Origin of the sequence: Sphingopyxis flava (assembly GCF_900168005.1) — a bacterium.
Taxonomy (GTDB): Bacteria; Pseudomonadota; Alphaproteobacteria; order Sphingomonadales; family Sphingomonadaceae; genus Sphingopyxis; species Sphingopyxis flava.
In genome coordinates, this window is record NZ_FUYP01000026.1 from 1 (window position 1) to 26668 (window position 26668).

Consider the following 26668-nt stretch of genomic DNA (forward strand, 5'->3'; position numbering starts at 1 on the left):
CTTATCCCCGACCTGCTCAGGCTGATCGATCAGTTCGCCGCCAGCCCCCTCAAGTCCCTCGCCGATACCCTGACCAGCTGGCTCGAGCCCGTCGCCCGCATGTGGCGCTTTTCCAGGAACAATGGAATCACCGAGGGCTTTCACACAAAGATGGAGATGATCTCGCGCCGCGCGTTCGGCTTCCGAAACTTTCACAACTACCGCTTGCGCGTGCTCGCTCTTTGCGGTTGGAATGGCGTCATCAATCGGGTCTGATCCACCCTCATCCCCCGTTCACGGGGAAGAGCCTGGAAATCTGGATGCCCCGCGAGGATTCGAACCTCGATAGACGGAATCAGAATCCGTAGTCTTACCATTAGACGACGGGGCAATGAGGCGGGCGCAATATGATTGCGCGGCGCGCCTGTCAAGGCCGCTGCGACTTCGTGCACAAGCCCGCTTGCCCTTGCGCATTTCGCCGCTAGCATCGGTGTCAACGAAGAAGGGGGCGGTATCTCGCGCCGGACCCCCCGAAGGAGTGGGCTGATGCGTCATGTCGCGATCGTCGGGTCGGGCCCGGCGGGCTATTACACCGCCGAAACGCTGCAGAAGGCCGACGAGATAGCAATCGACGTCATCGACCGCCTGCCCGTTCCCTATGGTCTGATTCGCACCGGCGTCGCGCCCGACCACCAGTCGATCAAGGCCGTGTCACGCCGCTATGAGGGCGTCGCGCTCACCGACAACGTCCGCTTCGTGGGACATGTTTCCGTCGGTGATGATGTGACGATCGACGAACTCACTGAGCTCTACGACGCTGTGATCCTCGCAACCGGCGCGCCGAACGACCGCCCTCTCGAAATTCCCGGAGCCGGTCTCAAGGGCGTGATCGGCAGCGCCGCATTTGTCGGCTGGTACAACGGGCACCCCGATTTCGCACATCTCGACCCACCGCTCGATGCACCCGGCGTCACGGTGATCGGCAATGGCAACGTCGCCCTCGACGTCGCGCGCATTCTTGCCAAAACGCCAGGCGAGTTCGCCGGCAGCGACATCGTCGCCCATGCGCGCGACGCGCTGGCGAAGAGCGGGGTGCGCCACATCCAGATTCTGGGCCGCCGCGGTCCTCATCAGATTGCGATGACGCCCAAGGAGCTCGGCGAACTCGGGCATCTCGAACGCGCCAGCCCGCGCGTCGACCCTGCCGATCTTCCACCTGAAGGCGACGACGCAATGCTTGAGCCCGGCATGCGCAAGTCGGTCACGCACCTTAGGAGCTTCGCCGCCAATCCTGTCGCCAAGCCGGTGACCATCGACTTCGATTTCTTTGCCATGCCTGTCGCAATCGAGGGAGAGGGCCGCGTCCAGCGCGTCATCGTCGAAAGAACCAGGCTCGACGCGGATCTGCGCAGCCACGGCACCGGCGAAACCTATGCGATCGAGGCGGGGCTGGTAGTGAGCTGCATCGGCTATCAGACCCCTCCGATTCCCGGCGTACCCTATGAGCATGGCCGCGGCCGCTTCGCCAATGACGAGGGCCGCATCCTCCCCGGCCTTTATTGTGTCGGCTGGGCGCGACGCGGACCGACGGGGACGATCGGCACCAACAAACCCGACGGGGCGCGCATCGCCGAGATGCTGCTCGAGGATATCGGCCGCGGCGGGGGAAAGGCCGGACGCCCCGGTCTCGACTCTTTGCTCGCGAGCCGCGGCATAAGCCCCGTGACATTCCGCGACTGGCGCCGCATCGAGGAGGCCGAGATCAAGGCGGCGATCGACGGCGCCCCTCGCGAGAAATTTACCAGTATCGACGCGATGCTCGCCGCGATCGGCCGCTAAGCAGGCTTAGGGTGCTTTGGCGAGCAACGGATCGGCGGTCAGCCAATCCATTACGAACAGGCCTGCGCTGGCTGCTTTCGCTCGCTTTTGGCTATGCGGGTTATCGCCACCTCGCCACCCCCGCGCCCTTTCTCGCAATCACGCCGCCGTGGGTGCCCGAGCCTGCCTTGGTCGTCGCCGCAACCGGCATAGCGGAAATATGCGGCGCGATCGGACTCTTGGTCCCCGCGACCCGCACGATCGCGGGCGGCGCGCTTGCGCTCTATGCGCTTTGCGTGTGGCCCGCGAATTTCTACCACGCTTTTGCCCACGTCACGGTCGGCAGCACAACGCTCGGTTGGGGCTATCACGCCCCGCGCCTTGCCGCGCAGCCACTGATCGTCTGGTGGGCACTCTGGGCGAGCGGCGCGGTAGACTGGCCATTCAGGACAAAAGCGCGGGATGGCTAGCCGCCGCTCTATTTCGCGACAGGCGTTTCGAGGGGTGGCTCGCTCTTCTGGCTCGCCGCATAGGTCTCGACGCCCTTCAGCACTCGCAGCATGTTCCCGCTCGCGATCTTTTCGAGTTCGACCTGCGTATAGCCGCGCCGCGCGAGTTCGGTGAACAGAGCGGGATAGCCCGCGACATCGTCCATTCCCACCGGCGCGGAATCCATCCCGTCATAATCGCCGCCGAGCCCGATATGGTTGATCCCGATCGCAGCCTTGATATGATCAATATGGTCGGCGACCTTGGAAATCTGCGTCTTCGGAACGGGATGCGCAGCGTCCCATGCTTTGAGCGCCGCCGCCGCGCCATCGGGATTGCCGAGATACTGCCCGTCGAGCCGCGCCTTCTCAGCGGCGCGGTCGAGTCCGTGCGCGCGCACTGCGGGATCGAGGAAACCGGGAAGGAAGACGACCATCACGATACCGCCATTTGCCTTGACGAGCGGCAACACCTCGTCGGGAACGTTGCGCGGATGATCGTTGACCGACCGCGCGCCCGAATGGCTGAACATTACGGGTGCCTTCGATGCGGCGAGCGCATCCTTCATCGTCGCGGGACTCGTGTGGCTCAGATCGACGATCATCCCGAGACGGTTCATCTCGCGGACCACCTGGCGACCGAAATCGGTGAGTCCGTCGTGCTGGGGTGCGTCGGTCGCGCTGTCGGCCCATGGGGTGTTTCGCCCGTGCGTCAGCGTCATGTAGCGCGCGCCCAAGGCGTACATCTGGCGCAGGACGGCGAGCGACGAGCCGATCGACTGCCCGCCCTCCATTCCCAGCATTCCGGCGACCTTGCCCGCCTTCATCGCCATTTCTAGTTCGGCCGCGCTGGTCGTGAACGCCATGTCCTTGGGGTAGCGAGCGATCAGGCGCTTCATGACGTCGATCTGCTCGATGGTCTGGCGTACTGCTTCGTCCTCATTGTCGTTCGAAGGCACGTAGACTGACCAGAACTGCGCCCCGACATGCCCCTTGCGCAGCCGGGTGAGGTCGGTGTGCATCGCGATCCGCGGCGGGTCGCGGTCGGGCTCGGCCGTGCCAGTGGTGTCGACAAAGTCGAAGCTGTTGATGACGTTGCCGAGCCGCCCGCGAAGTGCCCAGGGGACGTCGTTGTGTCCGTCGAAAACCGGCGCGCGCTTGAGCGCGGCCTCGGCAACTGCTTCAGGCGACTGCTGTGCCGCCGCGGGAAAGGAGAGGAGGGCGAGCGCCGCAATGCCGGCAAGCAGGGAGGGTTTCATCATGGGGCGACATTAAGCGCCGCGACACGGAAATCGAGCTGAAATTTCGGCCGCTCACTCGTGCACGAGAACGGGGGGAATGAAGCGCTTCGCGCGGCCCGAACTTGACGCTCTCGTCAATCGAGACCAGCGTCGCGCCATGTCCGCTTTCGACGACTGGCGCGCCCGCTCGCCCTACTATGACGACACGCACGACGCGCTTGCACGGAGCGTGCGCCGGTTCGTGGAGCGCGAGATCGCGCCCCACATCGACCGCTGGGAAGCAGAGGGTGAGCTTCCCCGCGAGCTGCACAAGAAGGCAGCTGAGGCCGGCATTCTTGGCCTTCGCTATCCCGAAGAATATGGCGGCCATTCGGAAGGCTTCGACAATTTCCACAGCCTCGTCGTCACCGAGGAGCTCGCCGCGGTCGGCGCGGGCGGGCTCGGCGCCTCACTGATGACCCACGGCATCGGCCTGCCCCCAATCCTCGCGCTGGGCTCCGAGGAACTGAAGCGGCGCGTCGCGCCGGCGGTGCTCGCGGGCGACAAGATCATCGCGCTCGGTATCACCGAAGCGGGCGGCGGCAGCGACGTTGCCAACCTCAAGACTAGAGCGGTCAAGGAGGGCGACCATTACATCGTCAACGGCGGAAAGATGTTCATCACCAGCGGCATGCGTGCCGACTGGCTGACCTGCGCGGTGCGCACCGGGGGGCAGGGCGCTGCGGGCATCTCGCTGCTGCTCATCGACATGGACGCTCCGGGCGTCGAGCGTACACGGCTCGACAAGATGGGCTGGCGCTGCAGCGACACTGCCGCGATCCATTTCAGCGACGTGCGCGTTCCGGCCGAGAATCTGATTGGCCCAGTGAATGGCGGTTTCATTGGCATCATGCGCAATTTCAACAGCGAGCGGCTCGGCATGGCCATGGGCTGCTGCGCCTATGCCCGCGTGGCGCTCGCCGAGGCCGCGGAGTGGGCAAAGCAGCGTGAGACCTTCGGCAAGCCGCTCGTCGGACATCAATCGATCCGCATCAAGCTCGCCGACATGGAGCGCCAGATCGAGACGACGCAGGCGTGGGTCGACCTCTGCGCCTGGCAGGTCAAGAAGGGAAAGGACCGCCCGGCGGATTTTGCGATGCTGAAGGTGCAGGCGACCCGCATGCTCGAAGCTGTCGCCCGCGAGGCGGCGCAGATACTGGGCGGCGCAAGCTACATCACCGGCAGCAAGGTCGAACGCATCTACCGCGAGGTGCGCGTCAATGCCATTGGGGGAGGCAGCGAGGAAATCATGCTCGATCTGGCAGGGCGGCAGCTGTTCGGGGGGCGCTAGCCCTCCTTGCCCCTGGCTCGCTATTCGGCAATCGTCCGCGACTCGGCTTTCAGCGGGCGCGACACCGGACAGACTTCCTGCACATAGCCGTTGAGTACATTGGCGAGGGTGTCGGGTAGCAGGCGATAGAAGACATATTGGCCGCGCTTTTCGCTCGCGATCAGCCCCGCATTCTCCAGCACCGAAAGATGCTGCGACACCGCAGGCTTGCTCATCTCGAACCGCGCCGCAATGTCGCCTGCGCTGAGTTCCGCATGGGCCAGATATGCCAGAATCTTGCGCCGCGGCGTCGATGCCAGTGCCTGAAAGACCCGTTCCATAAGACGCAAATGCGCATCATCGACCATCTTGACAAGAGATTATTTAGTTAAGTAATTTCTTATTTACTTAGCAGGAGGCGGGCGATGCGGAGCGATGAGGATCCTCATGGCGTCAATTATCTGATCGACGAGGATGGTCCCGATCCCGTGCCTGGACACGTCCGCCTCGACTATCCCAGCATTGTCTGGAACGGCGGGATGGCCGCCGCGACGATCATCGCGGGGCCTTTCTTCTTCGCTCCATCGGCCGCCGCGCTCTTTCTCGCCACCACTGGCGCCGCGCTCCTGCTCGGTCACAGCGTCGGCTATCACCGGATGATGATACACGGCAGCTTCAAGGCGCCCCGATGGCTGACCCGCACGCTGGTCTGGCTCGGCGCCTACGTTGGCATGGCAGGGCCCTACGGCATCATCCGAGCGCACGATACGCGCGACTGGGCCCAGCGACAGCCGAATTGTCACCCCTTTCTTCGTCACGGAACGACGATGCTCCGCGATGCCTGGTGGCAGATATACTGCCGTCTCGAACTCGAGCGTCCGCCGCGCTTCGACTTTCGCGAACTCGACCGGGATCCCTTCTATCGACGCCTCGAAGCAAGCTGGCGGTGGCAGCAATTGCCCGTCGCGCTCCTATTCTATGCGATCGGCGGTTGGGCATGGGTCGTCTGGGGCGTCGCCGCCCGGATCGCCGTCGTGAACCACGGCCATTGGCTCGTCGGCCATCTCGCGCACAACCGCGGCCCGCAGCGCTGGACGATAGACGCGCACGGCGTCCAGGCGTTCGATGTGCCATGGGCCGCGATCCCGACGATGGGCGAGGCGTGGCACAACAATCATCACGCCTACCCGGGTTCGGCGCGCATCGGCCTTGATCCCTGCCAGAGTGACTGGGGCTATGCCTTCATTCGCCTGTGCGAGCGCTTCGGCCTGGTGTGGGACGTGCGAACGCCCACGACGATGGGGGTGCGCCCTGGTCTTACCGAGGTCCCTCGACAGGAACCCGGCTTCGCGGCACACTCGCGCGATGGACACGCTCACACATAGCTGGCCCGCCGAGGCCGACACGCTCCTTCCCGACCTCATTGCCCTGCGCCGCGCGATTCACCGCGAGCCCGAACTCGGCCTTCAAAACCCCAAGACGCTCGCAAAGATCAAGGCGGCCCTCGCAGGATTGCCGCTCGAATTTCGCGAAGGGCCCTCGACCACGGGGCTCATCGCGATCCTGCGAGGACCCTCGAACGGACGCACCGTTCTGCTGCGCGGTGACATGGATGCGCTGCCGCTTCTCGAGGATACCGGGCTCGACTTCTCCTCGGAGACGCCAGGGGCGATGCATGCCTGCGGGCACGACACGCATGTCGCCATGCTCGTCGGCGCGGCGAAGCTGCTTAGCGCCGTGCGCGACCGACTTCCCGGCACGGTGATGTTCATGTTCCAGCCCGGCGAGGAAGGACATCACGGCGCACGCTTCATGCTGGAGGACGGGCTGATCGATCCGCTGCCCGATGCCGCCTTCGCGCTCCATATCATGCCCAACGCGCCGCACGGCATCTTCGCGGGCCGCGCCGGGCCGCTGCTCGCCTCGTCGGACGTTGTGTCGATCAGCGTCAAGGGCGCAGGCGGCCATGCCTCGATGCCGCACGACAGTATCGATCCGATCCCTGTCGCCTGCGCGATCGTCACCGCGATCCAGACGATGGTGACGCGCCGCATCTCGGTTTTCGACCCTGCGGTGATCACCATCGCGAAGATCGCAGCCGGGACAACCAACAACATCATCCCCGAAACCGCCGAGATGCTCGGCACGATCCGCACCCTCTCGTCGCATCGCCGCTCGATGGTGGCCGCGGAGTTGAGGCGCCTCGCCCCAGCCATCGCCGAGGCGCACGGCTGCACCGCGGAGGTGACGATCGAGGAAGGCTTCCCGGTCACCATCTGCGACAGCCGCGCTGTTGCCTTCGGCCAGTCGGTGGTCGAAGAAACGTTCGGCGAAGCAGCGTGGCTGACGATGGACAATCCGGTTATGGGCGCAGAGGATTTCTCTTACGTCCTCGAAAAGGTTCCCGGAGCAATGTTCTGGCTCGGTGCGAGCGAGCAGGGCAGCGACTGGCGGCAATGCTGCGGGCTCCACTCAAATCGCATGGTTCTCGATGAAAAGGTCATGGCCCGCGGCGCGGCACTTCATGCCGCGCTGGCAGAACGTTTCTTGAACGAAGGCTTTGCCTAGCCCCTACGCGCCCCTCACGGCACGAGCACCGTATCGACCGCCTCCGCCGCCAGCTGGGGATAGTCTAGCGTGTAATGAAGCCCCCGGCTTTCCTTGCGGTGGAGCGCGCTCCGTACGATCAGCTCGGCGCATTGGAGCAGGTTGCGCAGTTCAATAAGGTCGGTCGTGACGCGGAAATGACCGTAATATTCACCGACCTCGCCTGAGAGCATGTTGATGCGGTGCTGCGCGCGCTCGAGCCGTTTCGTGGTGCGCACGATACCCACATAGTTCCACATGAAGCGGCGGATTTCGGTCCAGTTCTGCTTGATGACCACCTCTTCGTCCGAGTGGGTGACCCGGCTTTCGTCCCACGGACGGATTGCGGGCGGCATGCCAAGCTCGTCCCAATTCGCGATGATATGCTTCGCGGCGGCCTCGCCGAAGACGAAGCATTCGAGCAGGCTGTTCGAGGCGAGGCGGTTCGCACCGTGAAGACCGCTCTCGGTTACCTCACCCGCCGCATAAAGGCCGGGAAGGTCGGTGCGCCCATCGAGGTCGATGAGAACTCCGCCGCAGGTATAATGCTGTGCGGGCACCACCGGTATCGGCTGCCTTGTCATGTCGATACCGAGCGTCAGCAGCTTTTCGTGGATGTTCGGGAAATGTTTGGCGACGAAATCCGGATCCTTGTCGCTGATGTCGAGATGGACATAGTCGAGCCCGAAGCGCTTGATCTGGTCGTCGTTCGCACGCGCCACAATGTCGCGCGGCGCGAGTTCGGCGCGCGGGTCGTAGTCGGGCATGTACCGGTGCCCGGTGACCGGATGCTTGAGAATCCCTCCCTCGCCGCGCACCGCCTCGGTGATCAGGAAATTCTTGACCTCCAGATTGTAGAGGCAGGTGGGGTGAAACTGCATCATTTCCATGTTGGAAACGCGGCACCCTGCGCGCCATGCCATGGCAATGCCGTCGCCGGTCGCGCCCCTCGGGGCGGTGGAAAATTGGTAGACACGCCCCGCCCCGCCGCTTGCAAGGATCGTCGCGCGGCCGACATGCGCGTGGACCTTCCCTGTCGCCTCGTCGAGTGCATAGACGCCCCAGACGCGCCCCGACCCCGAATAGCGTTCCTCGTGCCGACCAGTGATGAGGTCGATGCACGCCTGCCCCGGCATGAGAGTGATGTTCGGATGCGCCTGGGCGGTCTGGAGCAGCGCTGCCTGCACCGCCCAGCCCGTCGCGTCGTCGACATGGACGATCCGGCGGTGCGAATGCCCCCCCTCGCGCGTCAGGTGGAGCGCGCCTTCCTCCTTGTTGAAGGCGACCCCCATCTCGATCAGCCGCAGAATCGCATTTGGGGCATTCTCGACCACGAACTCGACCGTCTCGCGCCGGTTGAGCCCTGCGCCTGCGACCATCGTATCCTCGATATGATTTTCGAACGTATCGCCCGCGTCGAGCACGGCTGCTATTCCGCCCTGCGCCCACGCGGTCGACCCGCCGGTGAGCTCGCCCTTCGCGAGCACGAGCACGCGGCAATGATCCGCCAGCGCGATAGCAGCGGTCAGACCTGCGGCGCCGGAACCGATGACGATGACGTCATGGGAAAGAGTTTCAGTCATTGAATTTCCGTTCGTGTCGCGCGAAGCCGGGCACCCCCGCGATCTTGCGCAAGCCCGAGGGGTCTCGTGCTTCGCCCGATACGAAGCGAGAGGAGAACCTACCCATTCGCCGCGCGCGTCAGATTGAGGAACACATCTTCCAGATCAGCCTCGCGCGTCGAGACGTCGACGATGCCATGGCCCATCGCATTCACCGCGGAGAGCACCTCGCCCGCGTTCATCCGGTCCTTGTTGTAACTGATCGCAAGGCCGTGCTCGCCCTCACGCTCGACCTTGTCGAACGCGGGATGCGCCGGCAGCACGGTCACATCCTGATCGAGCGTCACGACCACGATTTTCTCGCGCGCCATGTCGACCAGCTCACGCGTCGGCTTGTTCGCGATCAGACGGCCGTGGTTGATGATGGCTATGCGGTCGCATAGCTCCTCGGCCTCCTCGAGATAATGCGTCGTCAGCACCACCGTGACGCCGCCATCGTTGAGACTTTGGACATATTCCCACAGTTGCTGGCGCAGTTCGATGTCGACCCCTGCGGTCGGCTCGTCGAGGACGATGATCGGCGGCGAATGGACCATTGCCTTGGCAACAAGCAGGCGGCGCTTCATGCCTCCTGAGAGCGTACGCGCATAGGCGTCGCGCTTGTCCAAGAGATGTACGGCCGCGAGCAGCTCTTCCGAAATCCGCCGATTCTTGGGGACGCCGTAGAGCCCCGCCTGATTCTCCAGCGTTTCGAACGGCGTGAAAAAGGGATCGAAGACGATCTCCTGGGGCACGATCCCGATCGAATATTTGGCATTGCGGGGGTCGGCGTCGATGTCGAACCCCCAGATGCTCGCCGACCCGCTCGTCTTGTTGACGAGGCCTGCAAGGATGTTGATCAGCGTCGACTTGCCCGCCCCGTTCGGGCCCAAAAGTCCGAAAATCTCCCCGCGCGGCACGTCGAAGCTGACATTGTCGAGGGCTTGCTTGCCGCCGGCGTAGATTTTCGAGACGGCGTCGATGCGGATGGCGGCTTCACTCATGGCGGTCTCCATAGCGGGGGCGCGGGAGGTGCGAAAGGGGCTGGCGCGCGCAGCCGATTGCCGAGGCGCAAGACGCTTGCTATGGGCGCCCTCCATGACAAACGCTGCACCTGACCCGGCCCCCGAAACGCTCCGCGTTCAACAGACGCGCATCGCCTGCGACGGCACGGGCGACGGCCTTGCTAGCGCAGCGCTCGGCCATCCGCGCGTGTGGCTCGAGATCGACCCCGACGAAGGCTATGTCGATTGCGGCTATTGCGACCGCCGTTTCATCCTTGCAGGCGGAGTGGCCGACAAGGGTTGAGCCGAAGCGCGCGCTTAAATCCGCATCAGCCTTTGCGCACCAGCCGCACGCGCCTATATCAGCGGCATGACAAGCCCCACCGACCCCCGCCGCTTCCTCTACCGCGCCGACGCGCTCGACCCTCAATTGGCGCAGCGCCTGGCGCGCGAAGCGCTCGCGAAGGCCGATGACGGAGAGCTTTATCTCCAATATCGCGCGAGCGAGAGTTTCGGTTTCGACGATGGACGGCTGAAGACCGCCGACTATTCGACCGATGCGGGCTTTGGCTTGCGTGCGGTGTCGGGCGAAATGACGGGGTTCGCGCACGCGAGCGACATCAGTGCGGGCGCCATTCGCCGCGCCGCGGAGACGCTGGCACTGCTCGACCCCGCAAAGCAGGCGCCGGCCGGCCCTCCCCAGCGCACCAATCGCCACCTTTATGACGAGGCGAACCCGCTCGACCTCATTCCCTTCGCCCGTAAAGTTGCGCTCTGCCAGGAGGTCGACGCCGCAGCCCGCGCGCGTGACCCGCGCGTTGCGCAGGTGTCGGTCACGCTGGCTGGAAGCTGGTCGGTCGTCGAGATCGTTCGTGCCGATGGCTTTCTCGCGACCGACGTGCGTCCGCTCGTCCGCCTCAACGTCTCGATCGTGGTCGAGGAGAATGGGCGCCGCGAATCGGGCTATTTCGGTCTCGGCGGCCGCTATATGTACGACCATCTTTTTGAGCCTCAGCAGTGGAACCGTGCAATCGACGAGGCGCTGACGCAGGCACTCGTCAACCTGCGCGCAGTCGACGCTCCGGCGGGCGAAATGACCGTGCTGCTCGGCCCCGGTTGGCCCGGGGTGCTGCTGCATGAGGCGGTGGGTCACGGGCTTGAGGGCGATTTCAATCGCAAGGGTACGAGCGCCTTTTCCGGGCGGATCGGCCAGCGCGTTGCGGCGCCGGGCGTCACCGTGATCGACGACGGGAGTCTTGCAAGCCCCGTCGGGGGCGGGCGCCGCGGCTCGCTCAGCATCGACGATGAGGGCACGCCAACGCAGGAAAATATCCTCATCGAGGACGGTATCCTCAAAGGATATATGCAGGACCGGCTCAACGCGCGACTGATGGGCGTTCCTCCGACCGGCAATGGCCGCCGCGAGAGTTTCGCGCACGCCCCGATGCCGCGGATGACCAACACCTTCATGCGTGGTGGCAACGACGATCCCGCCGAACTCCTGTCGCGGGTGAAAAGCGGCATCTTCGCGAAGAGCTTCGGCGGCGGGCAGGTCGACATCGTGTCGGGCAAATTCGTCTTCAGCTGCACCGAGGCCTACAAGATCGAAAACGGCAAGCTTGGCGATTCGATCAAGGGCGCCACGCTGATTGGTGATGGTCCGAGCGTGCTCACCAAGGTTACGGGCATCGGCAACGACATGGCGCTCGATGAAGGCATCGGCGTCTGCGGCAAGGGCGGCCAGAGCGTCCCGGCGGGCGTCGGTCAGCCGAGCTTGCTGGTGAGCGGGCTGACGGTGGGCGGCACCGCATGAGGAATCGCCGAGCGCCGGCCGCTGTGATTTCGGTCACTTGGCGCTTGGGATACGTCGGCGTATAGCGCTGGAAAGACAAGATTCGGGTCGCACCGTCAGCCGGCTTTTCCGGCAACAGGGAGAATTTATATGCGCTCGACTCTGCGTCTGCTTTCCGTGACCGCTCTTGCCGCCGCGCTCGCCGCCGTTCCCGGCTCGGCGCAGAAAGCGTCGGGGCCCAAGGAGCGCTACGAAATGGACGTGGCAACCATGTCCGGCTTTGCCGCGATGGGCGGCGGCAAGGGCGGTGTCGGCGGCGCGATGAGCATGATGTTCGGCGGTGGCCCAGACAAGGCGGTCGCGCACCAGCTTCTTCTTCGCCTCGGATCCGACCAGACGCCGGGCGCACCGCCTCCGAAGGGCGATCATTATTTCGAACCGCAGGCGAAGCTTGGAAAAGCCGTGCCGCTCATCAGCCCCGAGCGGCGCGAGGGCAGCTACACCACCGAGTTCGAGCGTCCCAAGGGTCGCCTCCTCCTCTATTGGGGTTGCGGGGCCAAGGCGGGGCCGGGTCAGCCGGTTGTGATCGATTTCGCCAAGGTTGCGGCGGGACAGATACCTCCCGGCCTTTTCTCCTCCGCCGTGCCCGTCGCCCGCGAGGTCTCGCAATCGAACAGTCGTTCCTACGTCGACTGGCCAAACAGCAAGAACGCCAAGCAGCCGCCGAGAGGCAGCTCGCTGCTCGGAGCGCACCGCATTGCGAGCAACATCGGGTCGGACATCAATTTCACCCTCACGCAGGATTATATGGCCCCGCTCCAGGCTTCGGCCGCGGCGCAGGGTGACGGCTCCGTCATGATCCGCTGGAATCCGGTGCAGAATGCCACCGGCTATGTCGCCTGGACGATCGGCGGCATGGACCGCGGCGGCAGCGGCGGGGACATTATCTGGTGGACGAGCAGCGCGTCGCGCGAGTTTGGCGGCGGCCTTTGGGATTGGCTGCCCCCTGCGACCGTCGCCAAGCTCATCCCCCAGAAGATCGTGATGCCGCCGAGCCAGACGAGCTGCCAGATCCCGGCGGACGTCAAGAAGGCCTCGGGCGAGATGATGATCGGGAACCTCAACGCCTTCGGACCCGAGGCGAACTTTGCCTACCCCCCGAAACCCGCGGGCAATGTGCCCTGGAATATCGACTGGACTGCAAAGGTGCGTTTCCGCTCGCACACAATGCTGATGGTTGGGGCTGATTTCGGCGGGATGGGCGGCATGGACGATACGGGAGGTTCCGCACCCGCCGAAAAGCCGAAAAAGAAGAAGTGCAAGGGTCCGCTCGGCATCCCGCTTCCCGATGGTGCGTGCTGAGGGGACCCCGGGCTCATCGCGGACGGGAGCCGAGTGCCTCTTCCTTCTTGAAGGAGTGGCACGGGCCTGGCTGCGCGATATCAGGAAATCAGTCAGCGACCGTTCACCCGCCTTGTGCTACCGGCGATCTCAGGGTGAGACCTGAATCAACTGGAGTCGAACCATGCGTGCGCTGATTGCCACTATCCTTTCCGCCGCGATCCTCGCGGGCGCGCCCGTTGCCGCCAAGGAAAAGCCGACGGGCGAGGAAAAGCTCGCCAAGATACTCGAAGGCCGCGTCGCCGGCCAGCCGCAGGATTGCATCACTCTTTCCTCGGCGACGAGTTCGCAGATCGTTGACAAAACCGCGATCGTCTACCGGATCGGCAGCACCCTTTGGGTCAATCGTCCGCGCGGCGGGGCCGAATCGCTCGACGACGACAATATTCTCGTGACCAAATTGACCGGCACACGGCTGTGCTCGATCGATACGATCCAGCTTCACGACCGCGACAGCCATATGTACGCGGGGTTCGTCGCACTCGGTGATTTTGTTCCCTATCGCAAGATCGACACGGCTGCGAAATAGCGGCGTGACGAACGAGCGGACCGAAACGGCTGCGCCGCCCGCCGACTGGGCGGCGCGCCTCCTCGCCTTCTGGTTCGACGACCATGGCATGGACAATTGGTATGGCGGCGGACCAGATTTTGACGCTGCGGTTCGCGATCTCGCCGCCGACTGGCGCGAGGTGCTCCGCGCGCTCCCGCCCGCTGCTTTCCTGACCGACCCCGACACGGCGCTTGCCGCGGTGATCCTGTTCGACCAGGTACCGCGCAACATATATCGGGGCAGCGCCGAGGCCTTCGCAACCGACAGCCTTGCCCGTGCGATCACGCGCGGCATCACCGCAAAAGAGTGGGACCGGAATTGGCCCGACGAACGGCGCCAGTTTGCCTATCTTCCCCTTCAGCACAGCGAAGACATCGACGACCAGCGCGAATCGCTGCGCCTGTTCCACCAACTCGCCGACCCCATCTTCCACGAATATGCCCAGAAGCATTTCGAGATGATCGATCGCTTCGGCCGCTTCCCCCATCGCAACGCCGCGCTCGGCCGGGCAACCCGGCCGGAGGAAGAAACCGCGATCGCCGAGGGCAGCCAGTGGTGAAGGATCGCGTGACAAGCCTCCCTGTCGCCCGCTAGGCTGACCTGATGGCTGAATTCACCGACGCGCTGACCGACAAGCATGTCGCCTTCATCGAGCGGCAGCCGATGTTCTTCGTCGCGACCGCGGCGGCGGAGGGACGGCTCAACCTGTCGCCCAAGGGTTATGCTGGCAGCTTTCGCATCCTCTCCTCGTCACGGGTCGCCTTTCTCGACCTCGGCGGTTCCGGAAACGAGACGCACGCGCACCTCGCCGCTGACGGGCGCATTACCCTGATGTTCTGCGCTTTCGATCGTCCGGCCTGGATCTTGCGCATCTATGGCCGTGGACGCCCGGTGCTCCCGCAGGACGAGGGCTGGGACGCACTCGCTGCTAATTTCACCTTGTTGCCCGGAACGCGGCAGATCTTCGATATCAGCGTAGAGAGCGTTCAGACGAGTTGCGGTTGGGGCGTGCCGGTTATGGAACTCCAGCAGGAGCGCGACACGCTCCAAAAATATCATCGCCAGGCTGACCCGGCCGAATGGCTGGAGAAATTCGAGGGGCGAACGCGAAGTATCGATGGCCTGCCGACGCGCCCCACCGACCGCTATATCGCGGGCGACGCCTGATGCCGCTGGTCGAGCTCGTCCGCCTGCCAAGCGGCGTCGAGGCAGAACTGCTGCGCGGCCGGCTCGAATCGGCAGGCGTGCCGGCCGTGTGCTTCGACGCCGGCATGAACATCGCCGACAGCGTGGGCTTGATGATCCCCGTCCGGGTCATGGTCCTCGACGAGGATCTCGACAACGCGCGGGCGTTGATGCTGGAGTTTGGTGTCTCCTAGGTGCAACCCGGCCCCGCTCTTGTTCGTCCTCCTCCCGATAATATCTAGAAAGCCGCCTCGAGCGATGATCAAGGTCGCCTCCTATAATATGCGCAAGGGTATCGGGCTCGACCGCCGCCGCGACCCCGCGCGCGTGCTATCGGTCCTTCGCGAGCTCGATGCGGACGTCATCGCGCTACAGGAGGCCGACCGCCGCTTCGGCACGCGGGCGAGCGCCATCCCTCCACACATGTTCGAGGAACATAGCGACTATGTGCCGGTCGACCTTCTGGATGGCCGCCCCTATGCCATCGGCTGGCACGGCAACGCATTTCTTGTCCGCAAAGGCGTCGAGGTGGAGGAAAGCCACGCGCTGCACCTGCCGACGCTCGAGCCGCGCGGCGCGATCGCGGCGACGCTGCGCATCGGCGACATTCGGCTGCGCGTAGTGGGCATGCACCTCGACATTTCGGGGCTCCGCCGCCGTCAGCAGGCACGCGCCATCCTTGCCCATGTCTCCGACGGCGAGGCGCTCCCCACTATATTGATGGGGGATTGCAATGAGTGGCGCAATCGAGGGGGCTGCCTTGCCGATTTCGCCGAGCATCATCGGCTCGTCGACACCGGGCACAGCTTTCACAGCCGCCGCCCGGTCGCAAAGCTCGACCGCATCTTCGCCTCGCCCGATCTTGAAGCAGTGGAGGCCGGCGTGCACCAGAGCGCGCTCGCCGCGCGCGCCTCGGACCATCTTCCGATCTGGGCACGGTTCAGGCGCGCCGATTAGCGGCATATGGGCCCTGCCTATAATTTAGGCATAATCGCAACATTTTTGCCCATTCCGCGAAGCTTTCGTGCCCTCGCTTGACAGTTTTCCTCAGAAAATATCGCTGACAACTGCGCCGGCGCAATTTGGCACGACCGTTGCAGCGCAACATGGTGCCATTAGCAAAAGGGGGCATCATGAAGCTGATCCTGGCTATCATCAAACCGTTCAAGCTCGACGAAGTGCGCGAAGCACTGACCGGGCTGGGCATCGCCGGCATGACCGTGACCGAGGTCAAGGGCTTTGGTCGGCAAAAGGGACAGACCGAAATCTACCGCGGCGCCGAATATGCGACCAATATGGTGCCGAAGGTGAAGATCGAACTCGTCTGCGACGACGCGCTCGCGCCGCGGGTCGTCGAAACACTCCAGCAAAGCGCCGGCACCGGGTCGATCGGAGACGGCAAGATCTTCGTTCTCGACGTGGGTCAGGCCGTGCGCATCCGTACCGGCGAGACCGGCGAGGCCGCTCTCTAATGAAGGGGGATAATATGACGTTCGCAAACAAGCTGGCGGCGAGCGCCGGGGCCGCGGGGCTCGCGCTGTTCGCCGCACTGCCCGCCTGGGCGCAGGAAGCGGCGGAGACGCCAACAATCGACACGGGCGATACCGCCTGGATGCTCACCTCGACCGTGCTGGTGCTCGCGATGATCTTGCCGGGCCTTGCCCTTTTCTATGGCGGCCTTCTTCGCACCAAGAACATGCTCTCGATGCTCACCCATGTGCTTGCGGTGACCTGCGTCGCGATGCTCGTCTGGGTCAGCTGGGGCTATTCGATCGCCTTTACCGAGGCAGGGCCCTTCTTTGGCGATCTTTCGAACCTCTTTTTGAAGAATGTTACCGCGGACAGCATCTCGGGGACCATTCCTGAATATGTCTTCATCAGCTTCCAGATGACTTTCGCCGCCATCACCTGCGCCCTCGTCGTCGGGTCGCTGGCGGAGCGCGTGAAGTTTGCGGGGCTGATGGTCTTCGCCGTGATCTGGCTGACAATCGTCTATTTCCCGCTCGCGCACATGGTATGGTCGGCCGGCGGCTTCTTCTTTGAAAAAGGTGCTCTCGACTTTGCCGGCGGCACCGTCGTTCACATCAACGCGGGCGTGTCGGGCCTCGTCGGCTGCCTCATTCTGGGCAAGCGCATCGGCTATCTCAAGGAGGTGCTGGCGCCCCACTCGCTGACGATGACCTTCATCGGTACCGGCCTTCTGTGGGTGGGCTGGTTCGGCTTCAACGCGGGTTCGGCGCTGGGTGCCGGCAGCGGCGCCGGCTTGGCGATGATCAACACGCTCACCGCCACCGCCGCCGCGGCTGTTGCCTGGATGGTTGCGGAGAAGGTTGCGGGTCACAAGCCGAGCCTGCTCGGCGGCTGCTCGGGCGTCATCGCGGGCCTCGTTGCCATCACGCCGGCCGCGGGCTTCGCCGGACCGTTCGGGGCGATCGTCCTCGGCGCTGTCGCCTCGGTCATCGCCTATCTCTTCGTGACAGTCGCAAAGCCGAAACTCGGCTTCGACGATACGGCAGACGTTTTCGGCATTCACGGCGTTGCCGGCATCGTGGGCTCGATCGGCGTCGCCTTCACCAACGCGCCGGGTTTTGGCGGACCTGGAGCCGCCGACTACGCGATCGGCGCGCAGCTCGGCACCCAGCTCTTTGCGACCGGCGTTGCGGTCCTCTGGGCAGCGGTCGGCTCAGGCATCGCCTTCACGGTTGCCAAGCTCGTCACTGGGCTGCGCGTCTCCGAAGAGGTCGAACGCGAAGGTCTCGACCTCGGCGAGCATGGCGAACGCGCCTACAATTACTAAAGGACTGGACACCCGCCGCCGGTTCTCCTCTTTCAAGGGCGGCGGGGTCCAACGGGGTTCCTCCTGCGAACCACTTGTGGCCGGGACCGACCAGTCCCGGCCTCTTTTTGTGCAATTTGTGCGCGCCGCCGGCTGCACAAAATAGAAGCAGGGTTGCCGCGAATTTAGGCCTTCCCAAGGTGGCATTAATATGGCATTCATTGGGTCAACAGTTTCAGGAGGGGAGAGCCTGAAAGGCTGGGCCGGGACGAAAGTCCCGGCCCTCTTTTTTTGTCCTCGCTGTGGGAGGTGCAGATATTCCCTTGAAAAGCCGTCCGTTTTACAAAAGCGCACGTTCCGCCCAAGGAAGGCGGCGTGCGCGCGAATCGGTCCCGGCCGCCACGAAAAAAATTTTTGCCAGTTGGGAACCAATGCGTCTTCAGCCGCGTTTCATGAACCTACTGGATCGAAAGAAAAGGTAGAATTTGGTTCGCGTCTTCGGACGGAACCTAGGGAAGCCCCGCCACAGAAATGTGACGGGGCTTACTCTTTCTTGGTAACGCTCAGCTCGTCATTTCCGATTGCGAGAACATGAAGGCATTGCCATCCGGATCATAGAAAGCGATCAGCCGCACGAGCCCCGGGACATGCTGTATGTCACCGTCCCGCCTAACGCCTTCGGCGTCGAGATGCGCTTTTGCCGCTTCTATGTCGGCAACCTCGAAGACGTTGGTCGCCCCGCCTCCCTGCATCACCGTTTCCAGCTGGCTCAGTCCGATATTTACGCCCGCCATCGGCGTTGCAAGCTCGCACCAGCCGATCTCATCGACGCGATAAAGCAAGGTGCACCCCATGACCCGCTCGTACCAGGCGATCGACGCGCTCATGTCGGTGACACCCATCGAACAGGTCAGTTCGGATCCGATCTCGAGCGTCATGGCCTTGCTTCCTCTCTTTCCATCGAAACCCGGGGTCTGCGAACGCCCGCCTCGGCAACGGCGGCACCTTGATCGTCCCGTGCGGCCAACGAGAAGCCGAATCCCCTTGTTCCTTTGGTCCGGTTTGTATAGTTACTTGACGATGCCGTCAATCATGCCCGATCCCCTGCTTGCGGAGCTTTCCGGCCACCGCTGGCTGGTGCCGCTGCTCGCTGATTTTGCAGGTCACAAAGGGGCGCGCTTCGTCGAACTGATCCACCGTCTTGGCCTGCCCCGCGACAGCCTGACGCGCACGCTGGAGGCCGCGATGAGGAACGGGTGGGTGCAGCGGAACCCGGGTCATGGGCACCCGATTCGTCCCGAATATATATTGACCAAGGCAGGCGCCGACGCGGCCAGGCGCGCCGCGACGATTGCGGGGGCGCAGGCTGCACTCGGCCTGCCTCCAGGCGCCGCGACCCGCTGGGGCCTCCCGATCATCGCCGGAATTGGAACGGGTCACAACCGCTTCAACGCTCTCTCCCGCCTCCTTGCCCCTGCCAGCCCGCGCGCGCTTTCGCAGGGGTTGACAGCGCTCGGTCGCCACGGGCTGGTGACGCGCGACGTGATCGACCGGCGGCCACCGGTGAGCCGCTATGGCCTCACGCGGCGCGGAGAGTTGCTGGCGGAGGCCTGTCTTTAATCCCCGTCCGCTGACGCCGGGGGATTGCCGTCAGCCCAGCGCGGCGGCCACGAAATCCGCCGCACGCTCGCCGATCATGATGCTTGGCGCATTGGTGTTGCCCGACACGAGCCGGGGCATGATGCTCGCATCGGCGACCCACAGCGCGTCGACTCCCCGAAGCTTCAGTGCCGGGTCGACCACTGCATCGTCGTCGCTGCCCATCCGGCACGTCCCGACCGGGTGATAGACGGTATCGGCGCGGCTGCGGATCAGCGCGTCGAGCGCATCATCATCGTCAAGGTTCACGGGATGCCGGTCGGCGCCCGCATAGTCGGAGAGCGGCGGCGCGCCCACAATGCGGTGCATCATCCGCACACCGGCGCGCAAGGTCGCGATGTCGCGCGCATCTGTCAGAAAGCCGGGGTCGATGCGCGGCGCCGCGGCGGCATCGCCCGAGGCGAGCGTGACGCTGCCCCGGCTTTCGGGCCTGAGCACGCAGGCATGGCATGAAAAGCCGTGCCCATTCACCTTGGTGCGCCCATGATCCTCGAGCATCGCGGGGACAAAATGATACTGAATGTCCGGCGCGGGCAAATCGGGGCGCGATTTCCAGAAGCCGCCCGCTTCGGCAAAGCAGGTCGTCATAATACCGGTGCGCTTTCTTCGATGCTCGAAAATCGCCTTCACCATCCGCCATGTACCGCCGAGGCTGTTGCCAAACGGCTCGGTTGAGCGCGTCTCCCAGCTTGACACATAATCGATATGGTCCTGCAAATTCGAACCGACCCCAGCGCGATCAGCGGCCACCTCGATGCCATGGTCACGAAGATGCGCGGCCGGCCCGATGCCCGACAGCATCAGGATCTGCGGGCTGCCGAATGCTCCGGCCGACAGGATGACGCCGCCCGCCGCGCGCAGCGTCTCGCGTGCCGTGCCGCGGCGAATGACCACGCCGGTCGCTCGGCCGTTCTCGATCATAATTCTTTCAACGAGCGCCCCGGTGCGGATCGCAAAATTTGCGCGACCGCGCAGCGGTTCGACATAGGCCCGCGCCGCCGACCAGCGCTCGCCTGCCTTCTGCGTCACCTGATAAAGGCCAAAGCCCTCGTTATTCGGTCGGTTGAAGTCGCCTGTGCGCGCGAGTTGAAGCGCCGCGGCGCTTTCGACGAAGCGCCGGCTCGTCACATTGGGCCAACGCTGGTCCATCACGTTCAGCGGCCCGTCTGCGCCGTGAAAGTCGTCGCCGCCGCGCTCGTTGCGCTCGCTCCGCTTGAAATAGGGGAGTACGTCGGCGTAGGTCCACCCCGTCGCGCCGAGCTCGGCCCACTGGTCGTAATCGAACTGGTGGCCGCGGATATAAACCATCGCATTGATCGCGCTCGACCCGCCCAGGCCTCGCCCGCGCGGCTGGTAGCCGATCCGGCCGCCGAGCCCCGCCTGCGGCACCGTCTCATATCGATAGTTCGATGCCTTGGGAATGAAGGGCATGAACCCCGGCGTCTTCACCCGGATGAGGTCGTTCGTCCCACCCGCCTCAACGAGGCACACGCGCCGCGTTCCGTCCCCGGCAAGCCGGCCCGCCGCCGCACTCCCCGCGCTGCCGCCGCCGATGACAATGATGTCGAACTGATCCATTCAGGCCCTCCCTCGCGCCGCCTTTCGGGCGGTCCCGGATGCTTACATGAATGTCATTAGTCCGGGTGACAAGCCCCTAGCCATCGTCGAGGCCCTGCCTCTTGGGAAGAAGGTTTGAGCGCCCCGCATCGCGCTGCCGGCCCTTGAATCCGCCTGCCGTCACGGCGAATTCTTCGGTATGTTGGCGACGGGCTTCATCCGTCCCGCCCGCATTCGGCAGCGGTTACTCTGCGTCTTCTTCAACCCGTCTGCCGGCCATCCAGCGCGCCTTGATCATGTCGCTGGTCATCCGGCTGCCGTCGTGGCTCCAGCCCGGTTCGCGCCACATATAGCTGAGCTTGTGCTGCCAGGGCGCGTTCCAGACATCCTTCGCGATCCCGACCCACTCGTGAAACGCCGCCCAGAGAATGTTGAAGCTCCCCAATTGCTTGACGATCCCGTAGCGCACAGGCTCGTCGTCGCGCTCGGGGACGAAGCTGCCGAACAACTTGTCCCAGATGATGAAGATCCCGGCATAATTGGCGTCGAGATAGCGCGGGTTCACACCATGATGGACGCGGTGATGCGACGGGGTATTCATCACCGCCTCGAACCATTTGGGCATACGCCCGATCGCCTCGGTGTGGATCCAGAACTGGTAGATCAGGTTGAGCCCCGCGCAGAAGAAGACCATGGCGGGCGGAAAGCCGATCAGGAACAAGGGCATACGGAAAAGGAAGCTCAGGCTGAAAAAACCTGTCCACGTCTGCCGGAGCGCGGTCGAGAGATTATAGTGCTGCGAGCTGTGGTGGATGACATGGCTGGCCCAGAACCAGCGCACGCGGTGCGCGCTCCGGTGGAAGACATAATAGGCAAGATCGTCGAGGACGAAGCAGAGAATCCACGCCCACCACCAGGTCTGAAGCTCCATCCCGATGTCGAACAGGCGGAACTGATGGGCCCACAGCGACACGCCGACCACCGCCGCGCCGACCAATGCCCCCGCGACCTGGCTCACGGTACCGAGCATCAGCGAGGTCAGCGTGTCGCGCGCCTCGTAGCGTCTTTTGTCGCGCCGAAGGGAGACAAGCATCTCGACGATCAACAGCAGGATGAAGGCGGGGACCGCATAGACGACGGGATCGGGCAGATTATCCACGCACCACCTCCCGCATGCGCGACGCCCATACACCTGCTTCTTTCCCGAGCTGCAGTGTCACGGCGCCGAAGGTCCGTTCAGGCGTGGTGAGCGTCAGGAAATCCTTGTCGAGCCGCCCTATCACGCTGGCGTCGACCGGGCGCGCCGCAAAATGATTGCCATGCGCACGGATCAGCAGCATTCGGCCCTCGGCATTGCGAACGATCGCAGCAAAGCCCGCGCGATCGCGCGCGACCTCGACGCCGCCAAACCCCGCCTCGGCTTCGTCGGCGAGGCGGATCGCATGCGCCGCATCCGCGATGCGCGGGTCAGCGCCCAGCCCCATCGCCCTCACCAGCCAGGCGATGAGGAGCACCGCCGCGAGCGATGCGCCGAGCTGAATCCAGACCGCCGCGGTCACTTTTCCCCCGCGAGCGCGTCCATCATCGGCCGCAGCCCCGAAAGATCGTAGCCAGCCCTGGCCGCAGCCGCGCAAAGCGCATCGACGTCTTCCCCGGCGCGCGCGCGCGCCAGCGCCCAAAGATGCGTCGAGCGCGTTCCCGAGCGGCAATAGGCGAGCACCGGCCCCGTCGCATCGGCCAGCAGCGTGTCGAGCGCGTCAAGCTGCGCATGGCTGAACCCCGCGTGGCCCACCGGTATCGCCGCATAGGCAAGTCCTTCGGCCGCGGCGGCCGACGCGATGTCGCCCCCCTGCGGCGCCGACGGATCTTCGCCATCAGGGCGATTGTTGATGATCATCGCGAACCCGGCGCCCTTCGCCTCCGCGACATCCTCAAGGGCAATTTGCGGTGCGACGCTATAGTCGGGGCTCAGGGGACGAAAATCGCTCATGCCCGCGATGTATAGGCCAGCCGTATTTGCTGACAAGCATGAAGCTGCCCTTTCCCCGAGGACTCCCCGACCCCGATCGAGCCCAGGCGATACTAGAACTGCCGGATCACCGCGAGGAAAGCATCGCCCCACGACTCCAGCTTGCGCGCGCCGACGCCCGGAATCTGCGCCAGCTGGGCGCGTGTCGACGGCCGCTCGCTCGCCATCGCGCGCAGCGCCGCGTCGTGGAAGACCACATAGGGCGGCACTCCGGCTTCCGCCGCCAGCTCGCGCCTGGTCGCGCGCAGCGCCTCAAAGAGCGGATCGCCGACGGGGTTCGTTGCCTGCCCGCCGCGCGCCGCGCGTTTCCCCCGCCGCGCGGGCGGCTCGGCGATCATGACCGGTACCTCGCCCTTCATCACCGCGCGTCCCGCCGGGCCGAACATCAGCCCGCCATGCTCGGTGATCGCCAGCGCCTCGCGCGCCATCAGCGTGCGCACCAGCGGCTTGATCAGCCGCGCCTCCTCGCCTTCGACGAGGCCGAAGACGGACAATTTGTCGTGGCTGCGGCTCACGATCCGGTCGTCGCGGCGCCCAGTCAGGACCGCCTCGATGTGCGCAGCACCATAGGTCTGTCCGGTGCGATAGATGGCCGAGAGCAGCTTCTGCGCGAGCACTGTCGCATCGACCTGCTTCGGGGGATCAAGGCAATTGTCGCAATTGCCGCAATTTTCAGGCGGGGCCTCGCCGAAATGGCGAAGCAGTAGCGCGCGGCGGCACTCGACCGTCTCGACAAGCGCTGCGAGTGCATCGAGGCGCGCGCGCTCGCCGGCGAGGCGCGCCTCGGGAAGCTCGCCCAGCCGCATCCGCGCGCGCGCAAAATCCTCAGCGCCCCACAGCATCAGCACCTCGGCAGGATCGCCGTCGCGCCCCGCCCGCCCGGTTTCCTGATAATAGCTTTCGATCGACTTAGGCAGCCCTGCATGCGCGACAAAGCGCACGTCGGGCTTGTCAATCCCCATGCCGAAGGCCACCGTCGCCGTGACGATCCCATCCTCTGAGGCCACGAAATCATGCTGCACCTGCGCGCGCCGCTCGGCGTCGAGCCCCGCGTGATAGGCTGCAACCGGACGTCCCGTCGCAGCGGCGAGCCTGTCCGCCATCCGCTCAGTGCCGTCCCGGGTCGGGCAATAGACGATGCCCGGCCCGGGGTTGGCTGCGATGAACGCGCTCAGCTGCCTTGCAGCGCCAATGCGCGGGTTCACTCGGTAGCGGATGTTCGGCCGGTCGAAGCCTGCAAGCACCAGACCCTTAGACGGAATGCCGAGCTGGACCAGAATATCCTCGCGCGTGTGCTTGTCTGCGGTTGCCGTCAGCGCAAGCCGCGGGACGCCCGGAAAGGCATCGAGCAGGGGCCGCAGAAGGCGGTAATCGGGTCGGAAATCATGTCCCCATTCGGAGACGCAATGCGCCTCGTCGATCGCGAACAACGCGGGCGCGCGCGCTTCCATCAGCGCACGGAAACCTTCCCCCGTTGCACGCTCCGGCGCGATGTACAAAAGGTCGAGCTGACCATCGCGATACGCTTGGCGCGTATCGGCGAAATCGGCATCGACGCTGGTCAGCGACGCGGCCCGAATTCCTGCCGCGCGCGCCCCGCGAAGCTGGTCGTGCATCAGCGCGATGAGCGGCGAGACCACCACTACGCAGCCGGCAAGCGCTACGGCAGGAAGCTGATAGGTCAGCGACTTGCCCGCCCCCGTCGGCATCACGGCAAGCGTATGCTCGCCCGCCATGACCCGGCCAACGACCTCGGCCTGCCTGCCGCGGAAATCGTCGAAGCCAAAGGTTGATTTGAGGAGAGGAAGGAGGATGTCGGCGCTCATTGCGGACGGGCGATAGGGCCGAAGATGATGCGGGAAAAGCCCTGACGTGCCTCCGGCGTGCCCCCGCGAGGCGAAACCGGGGAAATGGGAGGCGCAAGGCCGCCGCCCCGGCTATCGCCGGGGCGCCGCTCACGCCCGTGCCAGCAGTGCCCGCTCCGCCATCCGGGCCGCGGTTTCGCGTTCGGCCATCACGACATGGTCGGCGCCGTGACGGGCAATGTCGGTCACCTCCTCATCCGAGTGCGCGCGCGCGACGATCACCAGCCTCGGATTGATCGCCCGCGCGCGCCGCACGATCGCCCCCGCCTCGACCCCTTCGGGAATCGCAATGAGGAGGGTCGAGGCGCTGTCGAGCCCCGCCTGACGCAGCACGCTTTCGCTCGCGGCATTGCCGATGATCACCTTCGCCCCTGCCTCGCCCGCGGCGGCGGCGCGGTCCTTCTGGTCTTCGATCACCGTCAGGGCCTCACCCCTGCCGCACAGCAGATCGCCGACATGACTGCCGACGCGGCCATAGCCGATCAGCACGGTGCGCGCAGGAGCGGGCGCGGGGCGGGGCGCGGGCACGACTGCCGCCTCGACTTCGGGCGCCTCGTCGGTGCGTATCCGCCGTACCGCAATCGTGAAGAAAAGCGGATTGAGGAGGATCGAGAGGATCGATCCGGCGAGGATCAGGTCGCGTGCTTCTTCGGGCATCACCTTCAATGCGACGCCGAGCCCGGCGAGGATGAAGGAGAATTCACCAATCTGCGCGAGGCTCGCGGCGATCGTCATCGCGGTCTGCGGCCCGTGGCCAAAGGCGCGCACGATCGCATAGGCGGCGAGCGCCTTTCCGACGACGATGATCGCTACCGTTGCGACCAATGGACCGGGATGTTCGGTGAGGACTTTGGGGTCAAAGAGCATGCCGACCGACACAAAGAAGAGCACCGCGAAGGCGTCGCGCAGCGGCAGCGTTTCTTCAGCCGCCCGGCGGCTCAATTGCGTCTCGCCGAGGATCATCCCGGCAAAGAAGGCGCCTAGCGCGAAGCTCACATCGAACACCAGCGCCGCGCCGAAAGCAACGCCGAGCGCGATCGCGAGGACCGCGAGCCGGAACAACTCGCGCGAGCCGGTATGTGCCACCCAATGCAGCAGCGCAGGCAGGATCCGCCGCGCAACGATCAGCATGAAGGCAACGAAACCGATCACCTTGAGCGCGACGATGCCCGCAGATTGAAGGAGCCCTGTACCATTTGCTTCATCGCCGCGCCCGCCGAACATCGCCGGCAGGAGGACGAGCGCCAGCACCATCGCCAGATCTTCGACGATCAGCCAGCCGACGGCGATGCGCCCCTTTTCGGTCTCGACCATGTCGCGCGCCTGCAGGGCGCGCAGAAGTACCACCGTGCTCGCAACCGACAGCGCAAGCCCGAAGATCGCGCTTCCTGCCACCGACCAGCCGAGCGACAGACCGAGCGCGATGCCGAGCCCGCTCGCCACCGCAATCTGTGCGATAGCGCCCGGTACCGCGATATTCCGCACCGCGAGCAGGTCCTTGAGCGAGAAATGGAGCCCCACCCCGAACATCAGCAGGATCACGCCGATCTCCGCGAGCTGGAGCGCGAGCGCGGTGTCGGCAACGATTCCGGGGGTGAAAGGCCCAACCAGAACCCCGGCAAGCAGATAGCCCGCAATCGGCGAAATCTTCAGCCGGTGCGCGAGCGCCCCCATGATGAAGGCTACGCCAAGCCCGGCGACCACGGTTCCGATCAGGCTGGTGTCATGCGGCATAAGCCTGCGTAAGAGGCAGGAGCGCGCATGGTCAAGTAACTCAATCGTTTTTGTTGCGATTGCGGGTCAGGAACCGCTCGGGGCAACGCTCGTT

At 64.7% G+C, this 26668-nt stretch carries 28 protein-coding genes and 1 tRNA gene; 17 read left to right on the forward strand and 12 right to left on the reverse strand.

The genetic code is table 11. The features are described from left to right. Window positions 1–255, forward strand: a 255-nt coding sequence (locus B5X69_RS16330; RefSeq protein WP_217699080.1) for a transposase, incomplete at its 5' end; no start/stop codon positions are given. A 41-nt stretch (window positions 256–296) separates the two neighbouring features. On the opposite strand, the gene B5X69_RS16335 is transcribed toward B5X69_RS16330, so the two are convergent. Continuing rightward, window positions 297–370: transfer RNA gene (locus B5X69_RS16335), tRNA-Gln, on the reverse strand. A 155-nt stretch (window positions 371–525) separates the two neighbouring features. Between B5X69_RS16335 and B5X69_RS16340 the strand changes: the two genes are divergently transcribed. Beyond that, the gene (locus B5X69_RS16340; RefSeq protein WP_079639669.1) at window positions 526–1818 is read left to right on the forward strand and encodes an FAD-dependent oxidoreductase; all 1293 of its coding nucleotides are present in this window, start codon (window positions 526–528) and stop codon (window positions 1816–1818) included. An 11-nt stretch (window positions 1819–1829) separates the two neighbouring features. Beyond that, on the forward strand, window positions 1830–2267 hold the full coding sequence (locus B5X69_RS16345) for a DoxX family protein (protein ID WP_281250950.1): 438 nt from the start codon (window positions 1830–1832) through the stop codon (window positions 2265–2267). An 8-nt stretch (window positions 2268–2275) separates the two neighbouring features. Here the strand turns inward: B5X69_RS16345 and B5X69_RS16350 are convergent, their stop codons facing one another. Further along, the gene (locus B5X69_RS16350; RefSeq protein WP_079639670.1) at window positions 2276–3547 is read right to left on the reverse strand and encodes a dipeptidase; all 1272 of its coding nucleotides are present in this window, start codon (window positions 3545–3547) and stop codon (window positions 2276–2278) included. A gap of 136 nt (window positions 3548–3683) precedes the next feature. Here B5X69_RS16350 and B5X69_RS16355 point away from each other — a divergent pair, with 136 nt between their 5' ends. Continuing rightward, a complete protein-coding gene (locus B5X69_RS16355) occupies window positions 3684–4856 on the forward strand; it encodes an acyl-CoA dehydrogenase family protein (protein WP_079639712.1) in 1173 nt (390 codons plus the stop codon). Window positions 4857–4876: 20 nt separating this feature from the next. Here the strand turns inward: B5X69_RS16355 and B5X69_RS16360 are convergent, their stop codons facing one another. After that, a complete protein-coding gene (locus B5X69_RS16360; RefSeq protein WP_079639711.1) occupies window positions 4877–5176 on the reverse strand; it encodes a metalloregulator ArsR/SmtB family transcription factor in 300 nt (99 codons plus the stop codon). Between the two features lie 84 nt (window positions 5177–5260). Between B5X69_RS16360 and B5X69_RS16365 the strand changes: the two genes are divergently transcribed. Continuing rightward, window positions 5261–6220 (forward strand): acyl-CoA desaturase, encoded by a 960-nt coding sequence (locus tag B5X69_RS16365; RefSeq protein ID WP_139375834.1) that lies wholly within the window; start codon window positions 5261–5263, stop codon window positions 6218–6220. Next, entirely contained in the window at window positions 6201–7403 is a 1203-nt protein-coding gene (locus B5X69_RS16370) for a M20 metallopeptidase family protein (RefSeq protein WP_079639671.1), read from the forward strand. Before B5X69_RS16365 ends, B5X69_RS16370 begins: the two co-directional genes overlap by 20 nt. Window positions 7404–7417: 14 nt before the next feature. On the opposite strand, the gene nadB is transcribed toward B5X69_RS16370, so the two are convergent. Further along, the gene (gene nadB / locus B5X69_RS16375) at window positions 7418–9004 is read right to left on the reverse strand and encodes an L-aspartate oxidase (protein WP_079639672.1); all 1587 of its coding nucleotides are present in this window, start codon (window positions 9002–9004) and stop codon (window positions 7418–7420) included. 98 nt (window positions 9005–9102) lie between these two features. Beyond that, window positions 9103–10026, reverse strand: a complete 924-nt coding sequence (locus B5X69_RS16380) for an ABC transporter ATP-binding protein (protein WP_079639713.1) — start codon at window positions 10024–10026, stop codon at window positions 9103–9105. 94 nt (window positions 10027–10120) lie between these two features. Between B5X69_RS16380 and B5X69_RS16385 the strand changes: the two genes are divergently transcribed. From B5X69_RS16385 to B5X69_RS16430, 10 genes are all read left to right on the forward strand, one after another. Then, a complete protein-coding gene (locus tag B5X69_RS16385; RefSeq protein WP_079639673.1) occupies window positions 10121–10330 on the forward strand; it encodes a zinc-finger domain-containing protein in 210 nt (69 codons plus the stop codon). A 66-nt stretch (window positions 10331–10396) separates the two neighbouring features. Beyond that, complete coding sequence (gene tldD / locus B5X69_RS16390) at window positions 10397–11839, forward strand: metalloprotease TldD (protein WP_079639674.1); 1443 nt, start codon at window positions 10397–10399, stop codon at window positions 11837–11839. Between the two features lie 129 nt (window positions 11840–11968). Beyond that, window positions 11969–13180 (forward strand): hypothetical protein, encoded by a 1212-nt coding sequence (locus tag B5X69_RS16395; protein WP_079639675.1) that lies wholly within the window; start codon window positions 11969–11971, stop codon window positions 13178–13180. 163 nt (window positions 13181–13343) lie between these two features. Next, window positions 13344–13748, forward strand: a complete 405-nt coding sequence (locus tag B5X69_RS16400) for a hypothetical protein (protein WP_079639676.1) — start codon at window positions 13344–13346, stop codon at window positions 13746–13748. 4 nt (window positions 13749–13752) lie between these two features. Further along, window positions 13753–14328: a DUF924 family protein gene (locus tag B5X69_RS16405; RefSeq protein ID WP_079639677.1), complete on the forward strand. Its 576-nt coding sequence runs from the start codon at window positions 13753–13755 to the stop codon at window positions 14326–14328. 44 nt (window positions 14329–14372) lie between these two features. Further along, a complete protein-coding gene (locus B5X69_RS16410; RefSeq protein WP_079639678.1) occupies window positions 14373–14936 on the forward strand; it encodes a pyridoxamine 5'-phosphate oxidase family protein in 564 nt (187 codons plus the stop codon). Then, complete coding sequence (locus B5X69_RS16415; RefSeq protein ID WP_079639679.1) at window positions 14936–15148, forward strand: putative signal transducing protein; 213 nt, start codon at window positions 14936–14938, stop codon at window positions 15146–15148. Before B5X69_RS16410 ends, B5X69_RS16415 begins: the two co-directional genes overlap by 1 nt. Window positions 15149–15212: 64 nt before the next feature. Then, a complete protein-coding gene (locus B5X69_RS16420; RefSeq protein WP_079639680.1) occupies window positions 15213–15911 on the forward strand; it encodes an endonuclease/exonuclease/phosphatase family protein in 699 nt (232 codons plus the stop codon). A gap of 176 nt (window positions 15912–16087) precedes the next feature. Further along, the gene (locus B5X69_RS16425) at window positions 16088–16426 is read left to right on the forward strand and encodes a P-II family nitrogen regulator (protein ID WP_003043080.1); all 339 of its coding nucleotides are present in this window, start codon (window positions 16088–16090) and stop codon (window positions 16424–16426) included. A gap of 14 nt (window positions 16427–16440) precedes the next feature. Next, window positions 16441–17751 (forward strand): ammonium transporter, encoded by a 1311-nt coding sequence (locus B5X69_RS16430; RefSeq protein WP_079639714.1) that lies wholly within the window; start codon window positions 16441–16443, stop codon window positions 17749–17751. 542 nt (window positions 17752–18293) lie between these two features. Here the strand turns inward: B5X69_RS16430 and B5X69_RS16435 are convergent. Further along, window positions 18294–18668 (reverse strand): VOC family protein, encoded by a 375-nt coding sequence (locus tag B5X69_RS16435; RefSeq protein ID WP_079639681.1) that lies wholly within the window; start codon window positions 18666–18668, stop codon window positions 18294–18296. A 154-nt stretch (window positions 18669–18822) separates the two neighbouring features. Here B5X69_RS16435 and B5X69_RS16440 point away from each other — a divergent pair, with 154 nt between their 5' ends. Next, the gene (locus tag B5X69_RS16440) at window positions 18823–19350 is read left to right on the forward strand and encodes a winged helix-turn-helix transcriptional regulator (RefSeq protein WP_176141646.1); all 528 of its coding nucleotides are present in this window, start codon (window positions 18823–18825) and stop codon (window positions 19348–19350) included. A 30-nt stretch (window positions 19351–19380) separates the two neighbouring features. Here B5X69_RS16440 and B5X69_RS16445 read toward each other — a convergent pair whose 3' ends face one another. From B5X69_RS16445 to B5X69_RS16470, 6 genes are all read right to left on the reverse strand, one after another. After that, window positions 19381–20967: a GMC family oxidoreductase gene (locus tag B5X69_RS16445; protein WP_079639682.1), complete on the reverse strand. Its 1587-nt coding sequence runs from the start codon at window positions 20965–20967 to the stop codon at window positions 19381–19383. Window positions 20968–21190: 223 nt separating this feature from the next. Beyond that, on the reverse strand, window positions 21191–22096 hold the full coding sequence (locus tag B5X69_RS16450) for a sterol desaturase family protein (protein ID WP_079639716.1): 906 nt from the start codon (window positions 22094–22096) through the stop codon (window positions 21191–21193). Between the two features lies 1 nt (window position 22097). Then, entirely contained in the window at window positions 22098–22505 is a 408-nt protein-coding gene (locus B5X69_RS16455) for a hypothetical protein (RefSeq protein ID WP_079639683.1), read from the reverse strand. Beyond that, entirely contained in the window at window positions 22502–22936 is a 435-nt protein-coding gene (locus B5X69_RS16460; RefSeq protein WP_079639684.1) for a protein tyrosine phosphatase family protein, read from the reverse strand. Before B5X69_RS16460 ends, B5X69_RS16455 begins: the two co-directional genes overlap by 4 nt. Before the next feature lie 92 nt (window positions 22937–23028). Next, window positions 23029–24801, reverse strand: a complete 1773-nt coding sequence (gene recQ, locus B5X69_RS16465) for a DNA helicase RecQ (protein ID WP_079639685.1) — start codon at window positions 24799–24801, stop codon at window positions 23029–23031. Between the two features lie 129 nt (window positions 24802–24930). Next, window positions 24931–26574 (reverse strand): cation:proton antiporter domain-containing protein, encoded by a 1644-nt coding sequence (locus tag B5X69_RS16470; protein ID WP_079639686.1) that lies wholly within the window; start codon window positions 26572–26574, stop codon window positions 24931–24933. Window positions 26575–26668 lie beyond the last annotated feature (94 nt).

Bases quoted from the DNA above. Each gene is read 5' to 3' on its own strand.
- B5X69_RS16350 (WP_079639670.1), bottom strand. From the start codon at position 3,547: ATGATGAAACCCTCCCTGCTTGCCGGCATTGCGGCGCTCGCCCTCCTC.
- B5X69_RS16445 (WP_079639682.1), bottom strand. From the start codon at position 20,967: ATGGATCAGTTCGACATCATTGTCATCGGCGGCGGCAGCGCGGGGAGT.
- B5X69_RS16460 (WP_079639684.1), bottom strand. From the start codon at position 22,936: ATGAGCGATTTTCGTCCCCTGAGCCCCGACTATAGCGTCGCACCGCAA.
- B5X69_RS16410 (WP_079639678.1), top strand. From the start codon at position 14,373: ATGGCTGAATTCACCGACGCGCTGACCGACAAGCATGTCGCCTTCATC.
- B5X69_RS16360 (WP_079639711.1), bottom strand. From the start codon at position 5,176: ATGGAACGGGTCTTTCAGGCACTGGCATCGACGCCGCGGCGCAAGATT.
- B5X69_RS16400 (WP_079639676.1), top strand. From the start codon at position 13,344: ATGCGTGCGCTGATTGCCACTATCCTTTCCGCCGCGATCCTCGCGGGC.
- nadB (WP_079639672.1), bottom strand. From the start codon at position 9,004: ATGACTGAAACTCTTTCCCATGACGTCATCGTCATCGGTTCCGGCGCC.
- B5X69_RS16385 (WP_079639673.1), top strand. From the start codon at position 10,121: ATGACAAACGCTGCACCTGACCCGGCCCCCGAAACGCTCCGCGTTCAA.
- B5X69_RS16415 (WP_079639679.1), top strand. From the start codon at position 14,936: ATGCCGCTGGTCGAGCTCGTCCGCCTGCCAAGCGGCGTCGAGGCAGAA.
- B5X69_RS16420 (WP_079639680.1), top strand. From the start codon at position 15,213: ATGATCAAGGTCGCCTCCTATAATATGCGCAAGGGTATCGGGCTCGAC.
- B5X69_RS16370 (WP_079639671.1), top strand. From the start codon at position 6,201: ATGGACACGCTCACACATAGCTGGCCCGCCGAGGCCGACACGCTCCTT.
- tldD (WP_079639674.1), top strand. From the start codon at position 10,397: ATGACAAGCCCCACCGACCCCCGCCGCTTCCTCTACCGCGCCGACGCG.
- B5X69_RS16470 (WP_079639686.1), bottom strand. From the start codon at position 26,574: ATGCCGCATGACACCAGCCTGATCGGAACCGTGGTCGCCGGGCTTGGC.
- B5X69_RS16435 (WP_079639681.1), bottom strand. From the start codon at position 18,668: ATGACGCTCGAGATCGGATCCGAACTGACCTGTTCGATGGGTGTCACC.
- B5X69_RS16380 (WP_079639713.1), bottom strand. From the start codon at position 10,026: ATGAGTGAAGCCGCCATCCGCATCGACGCCGTCTCGAAAATCTACGCC.
- B5X69_RS16430 (WP_079639714.1), top strand. From the start codon at position 16,441: ATGACGTTCGCAAACAAGCTGGCGGCGAGCGCCGGGGCCGCGGGGCTC.
- B5X69_RS16395 (WP_079639675.1), top strand. From the start codon at position 11,969: ATGCGCTCGACTCTGCGTCTGCTTTCCGTGACCGCTCTTGCCGCCGCG.
- B5X69_RS16355 (WP_079639712.1), top strand. From the start codon at position 3,684: ATGTCCGCTTTCGACGACTGGCGCGCCCGCTCGCCCTACTATGACGAC.
- recQ (WP_079639685.1), bottom strand. From the start codon at position 24,801: ATGAGCGCCGACATCCTCCTTCCTCTCCTCAAATCAACCTTTGGCTTC.
- B5X69_RS16340 (WP_079639669.1), top strand. From the start codon at position 526: ATGCGTCATGTCGCGATCGTCGGGTCGGGCCCGGCGGGCTATTACACC.
- B5X69_RS16440 (WP_176141646.1), top strand. From the start codon at position 18,823: ATGCCCGATCCCCTGCTTGCGGAGCTTTCCGGCCACCGCTGGCTGGTG.
- B5X69_RS16425 (WP_003043080.1), top strand. From the start codon at position 16,088: ATGAAGCTGATCCTGGCTATCATCAAACCGTTCAAGCTCGACGAAGTG.
- B5X69_RS16365 (WP_139375834.1), top strand. From the start codon at position 5,261: ATGCGGAGCGATGAGGATCCTCATGGCGTCAATTATCTGATCGACGAG.